This window comes from Flavobacterium arundinis (genome assembly GCF_038289855.1).
Classification (GTDB): Bacteria; Bacteroidota; Bacteroidia; order Flavobacteriales; family Flavobacteriaceae; genus Flavobacterium; species Flavobacterium arundinis.
The window spans coordinates 83,735-98,957 of the sequence record NZ_JBBYHR010000002.1 but is presented as its reverse complement, the minus strand read 5'-3'; the positions used below and the strand labels follow the sequence as shown (position 1 = coordinate 98,957).

The following is a 15,223-nucleotide window of genomic DNA, read 5'->3' as shown; positions in this document are numbered from 1 at the left end:
AATGAGTGACGATAAACAACAGCCAGGGCAGATCAACATCGAACTGGACGAAAAAACGGCAGAAGGCATTTATTCCAACCTGGCGATCATCAACCACTCCGCCTCGGAATTTGTGGTGGACTTTGTGACGATCATGCCGGGCGTGCCAAAAGCCAAAGTAAAGTCGCGCATTGTATTAACGCCCCAGCATGCCAAGCGCCTGCTGAAGGCTTTAGGCGAGAACATCCACCGCTTTGAGAGTGCCCACGGTACCATCAGCGATATGGAACAACCGCCAATCCCTCTGACTTTCGGGCCTGCAGGTCAGGCTTAATAATAAAGAACCCCTTTCGGAAACGGAAGGGGTTTTTTGATTTATTGGGTGGATAGATGCGGATGACACCAATCGGATCGATTTGTGCTGAACTTTTCTGTATTATTTAATCAGTTATTTTTTCACCACAATGCGGACAGTTGACCCATAGATTTTCCAGCTGGCTAAAACATTTCGAGCACAGCCTCACCTTATCCACTATCGATTTCATTTGCCGTGATGAGCGTACTGTGAAAATCTCCGGGATCTCTTTTAGGAAACCGGATTCATTGCCCTTTTCGGTGAGAAGGAATAATTTGTCTTTCGCTCGGGTTATCGCCACATAAAACAGCCTTCGCTCTTCTTCAAGCAGCGAATCATGGTTGGCCGGCTTTATTACCTGGAAGATCCTGTCTTCGAGCCAAATATCAGGAAACCCTCCGTAGCCGTCTTTCATACCGATTATAAAAACCACTTTTGCCTCAAGGCCCTTGGACGCATGTATCGTTTTCCCCTGTACCCACATATTTTCTTTCCGGAATTGGTGAAAGTACGGCGAATACATGGCGCTCCGGCGGTACAGGAATAATATCTCGTCATTCGCGATACCCGAATCCAGCAGCCGCTGTACTTCATCAATGCAAAACTGTATGTTGTCTTCCTCATTATTTCCGGCATATACCACAATCTTATGCTCAGATCTCTTGGATGCCTGAACATCCTTTTCAACTTTGAATTTGTTATGCCGGATTACTTCATTGCTTGCCCCGACAATATTCTGGGTACTCCGGTAATTCAGGTTCAGCTTCACCACCTTTGCATTCAAAAAGTGCTTCTCAAACTCCACAATGTAGTTCACATTCGACCCCCTGAATCCATAAATGCTCTGCCAGTCATCGCCTACGCAAAACAGCTGTGTATCGTCGGTAAGCAGCAGTTTTATCAGCTCCACCTGTAGGTTATTCACGTCCTGGAATTCATCTACGAGCACATACCTGAATTTGGAACGATATTTATTGGCAATGTCAGGGTGGTGTTTAAATAGCGAGATCGTGGTAGATATAAGGTCGTTAAAGTCCAGGTACGATTTATCGGTACAGTACTCAATGTAGGCTCTCGAAACCGGTATCGCCAGCTCATAAAACAGGCGTATCCTTTCGTGCTGGTCGCTGGTTCCATTTTTATATACCGTATCAATATCAGCATTCTCCACCTTTATCATGTCGGTAATGCGTATCGCCTGTGTCACAAAATCCCGTACCGCGTCATGGTAGCCGTTAAACTCCTCATTAAACGAAAGGCCGGCATTGCTGTGGTAATCGGCAGGCAGCCTGTTCTTCACGATCTTGTCCAGAGAGTGGTTAAACAGCGCCGAATCTTTCGTCATGCTTTCAAAGGTCTTTACCAAAAGCAAATTGCCCTTTTTGAATTGCTCTTCCTTACCCTTCATCGAATAGCTTTTGTCGCTGATATGTTCGATGTATAGGTTGGCTGCCGGGATGTAAAAATCAGGATGGAAGGTAAAATCCTTTACATTAAGCAAAGGCTCATATTCATACTTTATACTATGCCGGTAGAACCAGTCGGCGATAAACTGCTCCGATTTAGACCTCACTTTCGTGCCGTCCAGCGCCGTAAAATATTTGCCATCTTTGGCAACAAAGTTGTGCTCCGGGTTTTTAATGTGGATCTTATTCACGATGTAGTCCAGTATATATCGCTTTAATTGTAAAAGATAATCAGTGTCAGAACACCTTTCGATCAACAGCTTATGGAAAACTTCAAAAACCGTCTCCGGCGCCACATAGCGGTTAAGCTCGTCGTCGCCTTCTTTCTTTTCATCGCCTATTATTTTAAATTTGTTGTCGAATTGATTTACACCATCACTTCTTAAAACAGAATAGCAAAAACTATGGAAAGTTTTGAGAGTAAGTCCATCAATCCATTTATATTTCTTTTGGAAGGTATAGCGCGCACGCTCTTTCTCAGGCTTAGAAACTTTTTTATCAAAGATCAGACGCTCATATTCCCCCGTCAAATCAGCCGAAATGATAAGGCGGTCAATCATTTCATTGGCAGCATTTTTCGTAAAAGTAATGGCCAGGATATTTCCAGGGCTAACTGATTTTTGCTCAATCAGATAAATGATTTTCTGTAATAATGTCTTGGTTTTTCCTGAACCAGCACCTGCAAGAATAAGTAAGCGTTTGTGTTCGCTAATCACTGCTTCAACTTGTTTATCATTCAGGCTGCTTAAATCGGTTTGTGTCATTTACGTGGACGTTTCAATATATTTTGCAAGTAAACCTACTGTTTTTTTGCGATTTTTCATATAGAGTCCTGATTAATTTAAACTCTTTCGGAAAAACGGAAGGGGTTGATGAATTATAGAAATAATGGGATTAATACTCTGCCTGCAGCTTTTGTATTTCAGCTTCTAAAGTTGCAATTTCATTTTTCCACGTCTCAACAACTTGCTCGGCGGCACTTACCTGCTCATGCCTTTCACCAGAAGATCGTAGTAATTTAAATGCGCTGACATCATGCAGATTTCTTTTAGCATTTTCTAAATTTGTATAAGCAATGGTTAGTTGTCCTGTTATTTCATTGATTCTTTTTTCAATTGCTGCTTTTCGTTCTCTTTCGATCCGTTCTTTCTCAAGCTTTTCCTGTTCCGCTATCCTTTTATTTTGCGCGGCTAATTCTGCCTCCTGATCTTTTAATTGTTGATCATACTCTTCTAACTGCTCTTTTTGTTGAATTTTTTCAATTTCATCCTTTTGATTATATGAACTAAATGAAAAAATACAGATAACGAATGCAAGGCCTAAAACACCAGATATAAAAATATTCTTTCTTATACCGAAAATTCTGGTCGGCTCTTCATATTCAAGATTTTGAGTTGGGGTGTAATTTATCTGATTATTTAATATAGGTGGAGTCGGAACAGTCTTATTTATTGGCGGAGGCACTGCTTTAAAGAGAGATTGTAATTCCTCTACATCGCCGGCTTTCTGCCAATCAGCAAGACCTTCATACCAAACCATAGTATCGCGTTTGATATTTTTAGCTTTAAGCTCATCAAAGTTTAAAGGCCCAATTTGTTCATTTTCAATATGGATGTAATACTGTTTCATAAGTTTATTGTTTTGGTTCTAGTAAATTTATTAAAATTATGTTAAAGCCTACCACGTATTTTCCGCAATAATATCAAACAGGTAATTTCTACGGTCGCTTAAAAATCCTTAACTTTGACCTTACCAATAAATAGCTATTTCTACACAAATGTCCAGTATAATCCAGTTACTTCCCGATCATGTTGCCAACCAGATAGCCGCCGGTGAGGTGGTACAAAGGCCGGCTTCCGTTGTAAAAGAGCTGCTGGAAAATGCCGTCGATGCAGGCGCTACCGAGATCAAGCTCATCGTTAAGGATGCCGGCAAGACCCTTGTACAGGTTATCGACAACGGCAAGGGCATGAGCGTCACCGATTCGCGCCTGTGCTTTGAGCGCCATGCTACCAGCAAGATCCGCCATGCCGAAGACCTTTTCGACCTGCATACCAAAGGCTTTAGGGGAGAGGCATTAGCTTCTATTGCGGCTATTGCCCATGTGGAGCTCAAGACCAAACAAGACCAGGAAGAGTTGGGCACGCACCTGATAATCGAAGGCAGTAAATTCACTTCGCAGGAGGTGGCTGTAGTGCCAAAAGGGACATCATTTTCAGTCAAAAACTTATTTTTCAATATACCCGCCCGCCGCAATTTTTTAAAGAGCGACACGGTGGAATTCCGCCATATTGTCGATGAGTTCGAACGCGTGGCTTTGGCTCATGCCAATATCAGCTTTATGCTGTACCATAATGGCAGCGAGATGTTCAACCTGCCGGGCTCGAATACCCGCCAGCGCATTGTGAATATCTTTGGTGGCCGTACCAACGAAAAGCTGGTGCCCGTTAAGGAAAGCACCGAGATCGTAGGCATACACGGGTTTGTAACCAAACCCGAATTTGCCAAGAAGAGTAGGGGCGAACAGTTCTTTTTTGCGAACGACCGCTTTATCAAGAGCGGCTACCTGCATCATGCCGTAATGGCGGCCTACGAAGGCCTGCTGAAAGACGGCTGCCAGCCCGGGTATTTCATTTACCTGGATGTACCGCCAAATACTATAGATATCAACATACACCCGACCAAGACCGAGATCAAATTCGATGATGAGCATGCGCTGTATGCCATACTGCGGTCGTCGATCAAACACAGCCTGGGACAGTTCAACGTGGCCCCGGTACTCGATTTCGACAGGGATAATAACCTCGACACGCCTTACGAATACGAACAACGCGAAGCTGTGGTACCAAGCGTACAGGTAGACAGGAACTATAACCCCTTTGCCGATGAAAAACCGGTAAGGTCGCAAACCACCTCCTACTCAACGGCGCCATCATTCCGCAAGGCTGAAAGGCAGCCGTCTTGGGAGAGCCTTTACACGGGTGTCGCCCAGGCCGCTGAAGAGCTGGAAGGGATCAGCTTTGAAACAGAGGAAGTGACCGGCTCACTCTTTAATGATAATGAGGTAGAGCAGGCGGTTTACAAAACCTACCAGATCCACAAGAAATATATAGTAAGCCCGATAAAAAGCGGCTTACTGATCATTGACCAGAAGCGGGCGCACCAAAGGATACTGTACGAACAGTTCCTCACCAATATCACCATGCATCATGCGGCGAGCCAGCAATTGCTGTTTCCGTTGGTGCTGCATTATAATAAGAGCGAGCTCGACCTGATAAGGGAAATGAGGGAAGCGCTTGAGAATACAGGCTTCGTTTTTGCCGAGATCAACCATGACCATGTTGTGGTATCCGGGCTACCGGTTAATGTTGCCGAGAGCGAGGTTTCCATACTGCTCGAGGAACTCATCAACGACCTGCAGCAGGAAGTGCCCGACACAAGCTTTAGCCAAAGCGACAGCATCGCCAAGAGCATGGCGAAAAGCCTTGCTGTAAAAACCGGCACCTATATGAACGAAAAAGAGCAGGAAAACATGGTAAATGCTTTATTTGCCTGTAAAGAGCCCGATGTTTCACCTTTCCAGAGGCCTACCTTTATTACGGTAAGCGTGGAAGACCTTGATAAACGATTTGCGATATGATACAAATGACCGACACTGTTAAGCAGTTACTAATTATCAATGTAATATTTTTTATTGGAAGCTATATCGTGGGTCAGCCCGCATTGGATATACTGGCACTGTATTTTCCTGAAAACCCTAAATTTCATTTCTGGCAGCCGATAACGCATATGTTCATGCATGGCGGGATCATGCACATTTTTTTCAATATGTTAGCGCTTTATTCCTTTGGCTCAATGCTGGAAAATATGTGGGGAGGTAAGAAATTTCTATTTTTCTACATTTCATGTGGGCTTGGTGCTGCAGCCCTGCATATCGTGGTAAATTATATAAGTTTTTACCAGGGATTAGATGTGCTGGCTGATAATGGGTTTACCAAAAGCCAGGTGATGGCCGTATTCAATAATCAAAGTTCCGGTGGTCTCAGCGCTAATGCAGATATCACCGCACTTACCAAAATCGCAAAGGCATATTTTACTCCGGCCTTAGGTGCCTCGGGCGCAATTTATGGTACAATGGTTGCGTTTGCATTTATGTTTCCTAATGCCGAACTCATGATGATGTTTATTCCAATTCCTGTTAAGGCGAAATACTTTGTGCCCGGGCTATTGGTTTTTGATTTGGTAATGGGGCTCAGGGGAGAAGCGGTTTTGGGACAAGGTGACGGTATTGCGCACTTTGCCCATATAGGCGGCGCAATAGTTGGGTTCATCATGATGTGGTATTGGAAGAAGAATTCATTTAACAACAAGCGTTGGAATTAGTATGAGTATTATCGACGATTTAAAGATGGAATACAGGGTAGGCGGCATTACACAGCGGCTTATCTTTTGGAATGTGGGGCTTTTTGTAGTGCCGATGGTTGTTTTCAGCATTTTGGCCTTATTCAAAGTCGGTTTCCCGCCATTACAATGGTACCTTCCGGACAATGAAGATTGGATCAGCCTTTCTTCAAATCCTGCAAACCTCCTGTGGAAACCGTGGTCGCTGATAACCTATGCATTCCTTCATGCGGGATTCCTGCACCTGTTCTTCAATATGGTTATGCTGTTTGCGGCAGGTCGCTTTTTCCTGACGTTCTTTACCCAAAAACAGATGTTCGGGCTGTACATGCTGGCGGCTGTTTTTTCGGGACTGGTATACATAGTTACCTACAACACGCTCCCATTGCTTAGCGAACGGGGGCCATCTAATATGGTAGGCGCTTCAGCAGCGATCATGTCGGTGCTTATAGCTGTTGCGGTTTATTCGCCCTATTATAACGTAAGGCTGTTGTTGTTTGGCAACGTAAAACTATGGCATATCGCAGCGTTTTTTATTGTGAGCGACCTTATCTATGCTTCCGTCGAGAATGAGGGCGGACACCTTGCCCACCTTGCGGGCGCGCTTTTCGGCTATCTTTATGTCGTATTGCTGAAAAATGGAACCGACCTTAGCAAGGGGGTTTCCGGCATTATAGATTTCTTTTCCAATCTCTTCAAACCAAGAAAGGCAAAGCCATTTACAAAAGTACACCGCAATACTGCGCCACCAGCTTCAAGGCCTTCAGTAAAGCCCAAAGACATTACCCAAAAACAAATTGACGAAATACTCGATAAGATCAGCAAATCCGGTTATGACAGCCTTACAAAAGAAGAAAAAGAATTTTTGTTCCGGTTGGAAAATAATAAGTAGATTTGGACATATTCAGTCACCGGATGAAAAAGCTTTCGTGGTTCAACAAAGTCATGTTTTTCTTCAATATAGTTTTAACTGTACTGACTTTCATTGCCTATCTTTTGCCCTTTATGGCACCAAAGCTGTTCCCGTTCCTTTCGGTATTCACGCTCGTGATGCCGCTGATGCTTATATTTAACTTCCTGTTTTTCCTGTATTGGCTGTTACAAACCAAGCGGCTAATGCTCCTTTCCGGCCTTGTGCTGCTTTTAGGGATAACCTTTATCAGTAAGTGCTATAAATTTTCATCTACCAGCCTACCCGAAGAAGATGGCGATTTTACCCTTATGAGTTATAATGTACGGCTGTTCAACCTGTACGACTGGATTCCGAGAAAAGATATTGCCGAAACAATAATGGGATTTATTAAGGAAAAAAGCCCGGATATCGTGTGCCTCCAGGAATATTCAAAAAGAGGGAAAGCCTCGTTTCCAGGATACAGGCATAAGTTTGTTTTCGGAAGGGATGGCGAAACAGGGCAGGCGATTTATTCCCGTTTCCCCATTATCGACAGCGGGCACATCGAATTTCCGGGATCTGCCAACAATGTAATTTTTGCCGATATAAAAAAAGGGAAAGATACCCTGCGCGTATACAGTATGCACCTGCAATCGATCAAGATAAGCCCGGACATCCACGAAAAAATAAACGAGGAGAAATCCAAAGTTATTTTTAGAAGGATAAGTGAGGCATTTGCCAAGCAGCAGCACCAGGCAGAATTGTTTGAAAAGCATAAAGACAGCTGCAAATATAAAATGGTCATTTGCGGCGACCTTAATAACAGCGCCTTTTCGTACGTGTACCGAAGTGTAAAAGGCAAGATGAAAGATGCTTTTGAAGAAGCAGGCAGCGGGTTTGGGAAGTCGTATAACTACAAATACTATCCTGCGCGTATCGATTATATCTTTACCGACAAGATGATAAACGTAAAGCAATACACTACTTTTGATACGTTTGTCAACTCCGACCATTTTCCGGTAATGACGCGGCTGTCTTTCGAGAAAAAGGAGGACTAATAGTAGAGAGAATAAGTCTTGAAGTCTAATAGTCCAACAATCTAAAAATCTTTTGGGCGTGCCCCTGCGGGTCGGGCTTTCCGCTTTACTTCGCTCCTTCGTCGCTCGTGCCCGCTGCAATCCCTCACGCGGAGCTGCACGTTCCCTTTCATAACATCGGACTTCGGACCTCAGACAAAAACTACAAAGATTGTTTTTTCAGGTATTCCAGCGCATAACGGCCTTCGTTGAAAAGCAGGTCCAGTATGCTCAGGTTATTGATGAAACCGTGCTTGTCCCCAAACACTTGCATGTAAGGTTCGAAAACAGCTTTGTCTTTCTTCCCATCGGCCAGGTAGCGGTAATCCTGAAGGCCATTCGCTTCGCGGAAATATTCCTCGGTCTTTTCGGGCTTATAGTCCATCCCAAGGCATGACGTTACAATATCCATAATCTCGAAATTAAGGTCCATCATAAACGTATGCTTTTTCTCAAATACAGGCTGTATATCGTCTTCAAAATACTCAAAGAAGGGTGAGGAGCGGTAGGCCGCCTCAAGCGATTTAAAATGCTGTTTCTGCCAGTCGAAGGCAGGTTCTATCTTTACGTCCTTAAATAGTTGCCTTTGTCCTTCGCTGCTGTGCTTCACAGGGATGTTGAGAAGCTGCACCCCATTCGGGCTATAGATGTACATCCGGTTGCGGTTGGTCTGCTTCTGGAAGTTGTCTTCCACTTCAAATACCGTCCTATCAGCATGCGCCATAGCCACAAAATGGCTTATTGAAGGAAAGTATGTAGAATGAATTAAGATGTCCATTTCGTATGTCGTTTTAAACAGTAGAGACGTAGCATTGCTACGTCTCCAAATATAATTTCATTTTAATTTGCTATTATGCTTTTTCGGCATTCCTTTTTTTGCGGAAAAAGCTAAACCCGATCCACAGTACCAATGCGGCAAGAAAATATTTGAAATATGATACCGGCTCATCATCGCCACCAACGGTGGTAAACATCCGCTCCCAACGAACTTTTTTGCTGATATTTCCCCATGATTGGTTTTGGTCAAGGCTCATCCATACGAATACGGGCTTACCTACAATATGGTCTTCCGGTACAAATCCCCAAAAGCGGCTATCTTCTGAGTTGTGGCGGTTGTCTCCCATCATCCAGTAGTAATTTTGCTTAAAGGTATAGCTTGTTGCCGGTTGGCCGTTTATAACTATTTGACCGCCAATTACTTCTAGTGTATTTTTTTCATACTCAGTAATAATCATTTTATAAAAAGGCAGTGTTTCATTGGTTAGGTCAACTTTCTTGCCTTCTTCAGGAATATAAACAGGACCCATATTGTCAACTGTCCATCCTGGTTTAGAATGTGGGAATATAGAAGTATCTGTGTTAGCTGGATCTGTGGCAAACACGCGCTTCTCAATAGTTTTTACTTTCGGGTTGTTTTTTAATATTTCAGCATTTTCACCGGTTAGTGCCCTAAATAAGTAGATATTCCTGCTTGTATCAAAATCAAAATCTGATCTGTTTATTTTTAAGTCATTGATAAGGTAATTAGAATCAAACATGCCCCCATCAACAGTTGTTAGGATATATTGGTGTTGTAGCCTTGCCCTGTCGTTCAGTTGAAGTGGTTTGCTACCTATCATAACCACACCGTCTTTGATAGAAAGCACATCTCCGGGTGTACCCACACAGCGTTTCACGTAATTTGATTTCTTATCAACAGGTTTCCTGACGCCGACTCTTGACTGATCCCTGAATTTTACAACAGTATCTGCAGGCCAGTTGAATACTACAATATCGTTCTTCTCTACTTTTTCAAATCCTGGAAACCTGAAAGATGGCAATTGCGGCCATTTACTGTATGATTTAACGTTTATGAACGGTATTGTATCGTGTACCATAGGCGCTGCTATCGGAGTCATTGGTGTCCTGGCTCCGTAGTGTAATTTACTGACAAATAGGAAGTCGCCCACCAAAAGCGTTTTTTCCAAAGAAGGGGAAGGAATAGTGAAAGGCTGCATAACATACGTATGCACTATTGTAGCCACAACTATTGCAAAAAGAAGGGAGCCAACTGTGCTGTCTTTTCTTTCCTCGTCACCCTCAGGGGTATAGGTGACTTTGTCGTTATAGTTGATCGCATATACATACAGGCCTAAAGTCACGATACCTAAAATAGTATCTGTAGAGGACCTCTTGCCAAAAGCACGCAGCGTCTGTACCCAAACAACCGGGAACATAATGAGGTTTACAACAGGTATGAAAAGCAATATAACCCACCAGCGCGGCCTGTTGATGATCTGCATCAGTACTACGGCATTATAAACCGGTACTGCCGCTTCCCAGCGCTTTCTTCCTGCTTTTTCATATAATTTCCAGGTTCCTGCAAAATGTATTACCTGGACCGCCAGGAAAAATATAAACCACTGTAGTAATGTCATCGTGTGTAAATTTTTATATATATGTCGTATGTAATCGAAAAATGTTACTGCAAGCCCAGCACATCTTTCATGCTGTATATTCCTTTTTTGCCCAAAAGCCATTCGGCGGCCACAACAGCGCCCAGGGCAAATCCTTCACGGCTGTGGGCAGTATGTTTTATTTCTATCGAATCGACCTCCGAATCATACACTACGGTATGTGTACCGGGAACGCCTTCTTCTCTTTTCGCATTGATGAATATCTCGTCTTCTTTAGGGTTGCCTATCGCCCAGCTAGAATAATCAGAATGGGCAATAATGTCCTTGGCGAGGGTAATAGCCGTACCACTCGGGGCATCCAGTTTTTGTATATGGTGCACTTCTTCCATCGAAACCCTGTACTGCTTCAGGTTGGCCATCATTTTAGCAAGGTAGGTGTTCAGCTCAAAGAAGATATTCACCCCCAGGCTAAAGTTCGACCCGTAAATAAAAGCCCCTTCCTTTTCTTCGCACAGTTTCGCCACGTCATGGTAGTGCTCCAGCCAACCCGTAGTGCCCGAAATTACAGGGATATTGCCATTAAGGCATGCGGAAATATTACCCACGGCGGCATCCGGTACACTGAAGTCGATAGCTACATCGGCATTGTTAAGCCCGTCAAAGCTGTCGGCGCTGCTTTTGCGAAGCACAATTTCGTGCCCGCGCTCCAGTGCGATGCGTTCTATCACCTTGCCCATTTTGCCGTAGCCTAATAATGCGATCTTCATGCGGTTAAAATTCGTAAGTAAGTGAAAAACTCATATTGTACTTATTATCAAGCTGGTTCTGCTGCAGGCTCGGCTTTAGCGATAAATTCTCATTCACGTTAAATTGCTGCAGGTGGGCATCTACATTGGCATCCACAATATTCAGTACATAAATCCCAACGGTAAGCAATAAGGAAAGGTCGCGGTTGCGCTGGTGGAATTTCTGCGCGGCTATAAGGCGATCATTACCCAGTTCGGCTAACTGACCGGTTACCGGCCTGCCCGCAAGCCTGGCTTTATAGGCATCACGGTATTCGTGGTATTTGTTATTGTTGAAGGTATAGTAATATAAGCTGAGTCCCATACCACCATAAACCAAAGGCAGCTTCCAGTATTTTTTATTATATACCTGGCCGAGCCCGGGAACTATAGCCGAATAGAACGCCGCTTTGCTGGGTGCAAGCGCGTCTAATTTGTAAGGCTTTAAAAGAAGCGAATCTTTTGACTTAGGGGTATCGATCACTTTCACTTCCTCCTGGGCGAACGCCGGGACGGAAGTCAGGATGAATAGTAATATGACAATAGAAAGTAGGCTTCTCACTATCCTTTTATAAGTTTGATGATCCTGTTGAAATCTTCTTCAGAATGGAAAGGGATGGTGATCTTGCCTTTTCCTTTGCTGTCGGCCTTTACGTCAACTTTAGCGCCAAAAAAATTAGTGATGGCTTTTGAATGCTCTTCTTCTACTTTAAATGGTTCGCCTTTGGCAGGTTTTGCAGGTGCAGGCTTCAGGCTGTCCTGGTAGCTTTTTACCAAAGCTTCTGTTTCCCTTACAGAAAGGTTACGGCTCACTATCTTCTGGTAAATATCGGCCTGCGCATCGTGGTCTTCGATATTGATGATTGCGCGCCCGTGGCCCATGCTGATAAACCCGTCGCGGATACCTGTCTGGATAATAGGATCCAGTTTCAGGAGGCGAAGGTAGTTGGCTATCGTGGAGCGTTTTTTGCCCACACGGTCGCTCATCTGCTCCTGTGTAAGCTGTATCTCATCCATCAGCCTTTGGTACGAAAGGGCAATTTCTATAGGGTCAAGGTCGTGGCGCTGGATGTTTTCCACCAATGCCATAACCAGCGATTCGTTATCGTTTGCAATACGGATGTAAGCCGGTATTGTTTCCAGCCCTGCAAGCTTTGAGGCACGAAGCCTCCGCTCACCCGATATCAGCTGGTATTTGTTGTAATCCAGCTTGCGCACGGTAATAGGCTGTATCACACCCAGCTCTTTGATGGATGTGCTCAGCTCCCTGAGCGCTTCTTCGTTAAAGTTGGTACGCGGCTGGAAAGGGTTAATTTCTATTGCATCAAGCTCTATCTCCAGGATGCTGCCCACAACCTTATCTGCATTTTTATCCTCAACCGATTTGATGTCGTTCTCAGGGTCTTTCAGTAATGCCGATAATCCTCTTCCTAACGCCTGTTTCTTTATAGCTTTTGTCATAAACCTACTTTAGTGCTGTTTTTCTTTATAATTTCTTCGGCAAGGTTAATATAGTTCACCGCGCCTTTGCTGGTAGCGTCATAGTTGATGATGCTTTCCCCGAAGCTTGGCGCTTCGCTAAGCTTCACATTACGCTGTATCACGGTATCGAATACCATATCGTGGAAATGCTTCTGCACTTCTTCGACCACTTGGTTGGACAGGCGGAGGCGCGAATCGTACATGGTAAGCAAAAGTCCTTCTATGTCTAACGCCGGATTGTGTATTTTCTGTACGCTCTTTATTGTATTTAACAGCTTGCCCAGCCCTTCAAGCGCAAAATATTCGCACTGTATCGGGATAACTACCGAGTCTGCTGCTGTCAGTGCATTCAGTGTGAGCAGTCCAAGCGATGGTGCGCAGTCTATAAGGATATAGTCATAATCGTCCTTAACGCTTTGCAACGCCTGTTTTAGCATGTATTCGCGGTTCTCTTTGTCTACCAACTCGATCTCAATAGCTACAAGGTCAATGTGTGCGGGGATTATCCACACATTCGGGGCAGAGCACTCAATGGTTGCCTCAGCCGGTGTGTTGCTGTGTTCCAGTATCTGGTAAGTGCCTATCTCGATCGACTCTACATCAATCCCCAGGCCGGAACTCGCATTCGCCTGCGGGTCGGCATCTATCAATAATACCTTTTTTTCGAGCACACCAAGCGCTGCTGCAAGGTTAACAGAAGTCGTTGTTTTCCCTACGCCGCCTTTTTGGTTGGCAATTGCTATGATCTTACCCATTTATTGTTTCTGAATTTAGAACCGTAAAAATACAATTATTTATCGTTCGTGAAAACGTAAATTGTTAACAGGCGTAAAATAAAAAAAGCCACACATTGCTGTATGGCTTTCCTTCTTTTTCATTGCATTGTTATTGGATAACCAACTTTTTGGAAACCGATCCTTTGCCCGATTGCATAGTGACGATATACATGCCCGAAGTAAGTGCGGAAAGGTTGATGTCCTGTGTGTAGAAACCTGAATTATTCGTCAGTTCCGTTTCGAATACCTTAGCGCCCGTCATCGAGTAGATGCTAACGGTATTCTTTTCGGAAATACTGTTGCTGAAGTCATAGATAAGAGTAATATTCTTATCAACAGATGGGTTAGGGTAGAAGCCGAACGAATTTTTGTTGAAGTCTTCCATGCCTGCTGTTGCGGACAGGTTTTTATAATTGAAGCTAAGTGTACCTGCGGCACTGCCCGAAAATGAGGTGAAATACATCCTGAAAACAGTACCGTCTGCATATTTTACATAGTACGTATTCGCGGGGTCGATGGCGTACCCACCTCCGTTAAATGCTTTCCAGTCGTCACCAATGGTATTTATCTCATTAGAATAGGCCGAAGCTGCCGGCAGGTTTGGAGTTGTGCCGGTATTGCCGGTTTCAGCAACCTGCGCTACTGCTACTAGCGGGCTTTGCAGCGCTCCGGTAACTTTGTACATAACTGTCTGGCCATTTGAAACCACAGGGCCGTAATACTGCCTAAACACCATATCCCAGGCTGTATCGGCAGGCGCTACGGTTACAACATCATTAGTCTGTAATGAGAAAAAAACGGATGTGTTTGATGAAGGTAATGTTGAAGGGTTAACGGTCTTTACCTCGTCGGCGCTCCATGCAGTGCCGTTCCATGAAGCATATTTGAATGTGATCTCCCCGTTATATGGATTAAAATCGTCAAGGAAAAGTTTTTTATAGCTTCCGTCAGCAAATTTAAGGACGAATACAATAACGCCGTCTACATGGTGGCTGTTCATATTGTAGTTGCCCCATCCGTAGGCAAGCGGCGCATCATTGTCAGCGTTGTCAAAAGCGCCTTCAGTCCATGTTAAATGGCTGTTGAAAAGTTCTGTCCATGTAGCTTCCTGTGCTACATCAACAGTGGCATAGCCCGCTTCGGTGCCTGCCGCCTGGAAAACCCTTATCCTGGCATCGTTTACATGGATGCCGCCCATAGCCATTTGCCCGGCAGCTTTATCAAAAGAAAGGTCCCAGCCTGATGCGGCAACAGGGGTTTGTGTGTTAGTAGAAAATTTGTAATATACCTGGCTGGCATATTGCGGCTGTAACGATACGTTTACGGTAGTGTAACCTTCCTGCGCTGTAGCAAATAACCCCGAGAGCATTGCCGCAGCCAAAAGTAGATTTTTCTTCATTGCGAATGTTTATTTAGATTTATTAAAAATAATTTGGCACTGCAAATATAAAATTATTTATACTAAGTCTAAATAACATAGTGAAATTTTTATAAAAAAAAGCAGGATATGACACCTGCTTCGTTTTATAAGTTGAAAATTAAAAGTTTAAGGTAAATGCTATTCGGTTATTTCCTGTAGATGGGGTATTAAAATAACAGTATTGGTTATGATCAA

Annotated in this window: 14 protein-coding genes; 5 read left to right on the top strand and 9 right to left on the bottom strand. The window is 44.0% G+C overall.

Going from position 1 to position 15,223, the window contains the following annotated elements; translation table 11 throughout:
* Position 1 precedes the first annotated feature (1 nt).
* Positions 2 to 313, top strand: a complete 312-nt coding sequence (locus AAEO56_RS03485; protein ID WP_341695641.1) for a DUF3467 domain-containing protein — start codon at positions 2 to 4, stop codon at positions 311 to 313.
* A gap of 106 nt (positions 314 to 419) precedes the next feature.
* Here AAEO56_RS03485 and AAEO56_RS03480 read toward each other — a convergent pair whose 3' ends face one another.
* Both AAEO56_RS03480 and AAEO56_RS03475 read right to left on the bottom strand, forming a co-directional pair.
* Complete coding sequence (locus tag AAEO56_RS03480) at positions 420 to 2,564, bottom strand: UvrD-helicase domain-containing protein (protein WP_341695640.1); 2,145 nt, start codon at positions 2,562 to 2,564, stop codon at positions 420 to 422.
* Positions 2,565 to 2,694: 130 nt separating this feature from the next.
* Complete coding sequence (locus tag AAEO56_RS03475) at positions 2,695 to 3,429, bottom strand: DUF4339 domain-containing protein (RefSeq protein ID WP_341695639.1); 735 nt, start codon at positions 3,427 to 3,429, stop codon at positions 2,695 to 2,697.
* Positions 3,430 to 3,577: 148 nt separating this feature from the next.
* Between AAEO56_RS03475 and mutL the strand changes: the two genes are divergently transcribed.
* From mutL to AAEO56_RS03455, 4 genes are read left to right on the top strand one after another with little or no spacing between them, the layout of a single operon-like run.
* Entirely contained in the window at positions 3,578 to 5,440 is a 1,863-nt protein-coding gene (gene mutL / locus AAEO56_RS03470; protein ID WP_341695638.1) for a DNA mismatch repair endonuclease MutL, read from the top strand.
* The gene (locus tag AAEO56_RS03465; protein WP_341695637.1) at positions 5,437 to 6,183 is read left to right on the top strand and encodes a rhomboid family intramembrane serine protease; all 747 of its coding nucleotides are present in this window, start codon (positions 5,437 to 5,439) and stop codon (positions 6,181 to 6,183) included. The genes mutL and AAEO56_RS03465 overlap by 4 nt, the downstream gene beginning before the upstream one ends.
* 1 nt (position 6,184) lies before the next feature.
* Positions 6,185 to 7,093, top strand: a complete 909-nt coding sequence (locus AAEO56_RS03460) for a rhomboid family intramembrane serine protease (RefSeq protein ID WP_341695636.1) — start codon at positions 6,185 to 6,187, stop codon at positions 7,091 to 7,093.
* A 23-nt stretch (positions 7,094 to 7,116) separates the two neighbouring features.
* Entirely contained in the window at positions 7,117 to 8,151 is a 1,035-nt protein-coding gene (locus tag AAEO56_RS03455; RefSeq protein WP_341695635.1) for an endonuclease/exonuclease/phosphatase family protein, read from the top strand.
* Positions 8,152 to 8,332: 181 nt separating this feature from the next.
* On the opposite strand, the gene AAEO56_RS03450 is transcribed toward AAEO56_RS03455, so the two are convergent.
* The 7 genes from AAEO56_RS03450 to AAEO56_RS03420 all read right to left on the bottom strand — a co-directional run bounded on the left by AAEO56_RS03450 (position 8,333) and on the right by AAEO56_RS03420 (position 15,007).
* Positions 8,333 to 8,947, bottom strand: a complete 615-nt coding sequence (locus AAEO56_RS03450; RefSeq protein WP_341695634.1) for a WbqC family protein — start codon at positions 8,945 to 8,947, stop codon at positions 8,333 to 8,335.
* 73 nt (positions 8,948 to 9,020) lie between these two features.
* Positions 9,021 to 10,586, bottom strand: a complete 1,566-nt coding sequence (gene lepB / locus AAEO56_RS03445) for a signal peptidase I (protein WP_341695633.1) — start codon at positions 10,584 to 10,586, stop codon at positions 9,021 to 9,023.
* A 44-nt stretch (positions 10,587 to 10,630) separates the two neighbouring features.
* Positions 10,631 to 11,332 carry a 4-hydroxy-tetrahydrodipicolinate reductase gene (dapB, locus tag AAEO56_RS03440; protein ID WP_341695632.1) on the bottom strand — a complete coding sequence of 234 codons (702 nt, stop codon included), beginning with the start codon at positions 11,330 to 11,332 and terminating at the stop codon, positions 10,631 to 10,633.
* Between the two features lie 4 nt (positions 11,333 to 11,336).
* Positions 11,337 to 11,912 carry a DUF5683 domain-containing protein gene (locus AAEO56_RS03435; protein ID WP_341695631.1) on the bottom strand — a complete coding sequence of 192 codons (576 nt, stop codon included), beginning with the start codon at positions 11,910 to 11,912 and terminating at the stop codon, positions 11,337 to 11,339.
* Complete coding sequence (locus AAEO56_RS03430) at positions 11,912 to 12,811, bottom strand: ParB/RepB/Spo0J family partition protein (RefSeq protein ID WP_341695630.1); 900 nt, start codon at positions 12,809 to 12,811, stop codon at positions 11,912 to 11,914. Before AAEO56_RS03430 ends, AAEO56_RS03435 begins: the two co-directional genes overlap by 1 nt.
* Complete coding sequence (locus AAEO56_RS03425; RefSeq protein WP_341695629.1) at positions 12,808 to 13,587, bottom strand: ParA family protein; 780 nt, start codon at positions 13,585 to 13,587, stop codon at positions 12,808 to 12,810. The genes AAEO56_RS03430 and AAEO56_RS03425 overlap by 4 nt, the downstream gene beginning before the upstream one ends.
* A 130-nt stretch (positions 13,588 to 13,717) precedes the next feature.
* On the bottom strand, positions 13,718 to 15,007 hold the full coding sequence (locus AAEO56_RS03420) for a T9SS type A sorting domain-containing protein (protein WP_341695628.1): 1,290 nt from the start codon (positions 15,005 to 15,007) through the stop codon (positions 13,718 to 13,720).
* Positions 15,008 to 15,223 lie beyond the last annotated feature (216 nt).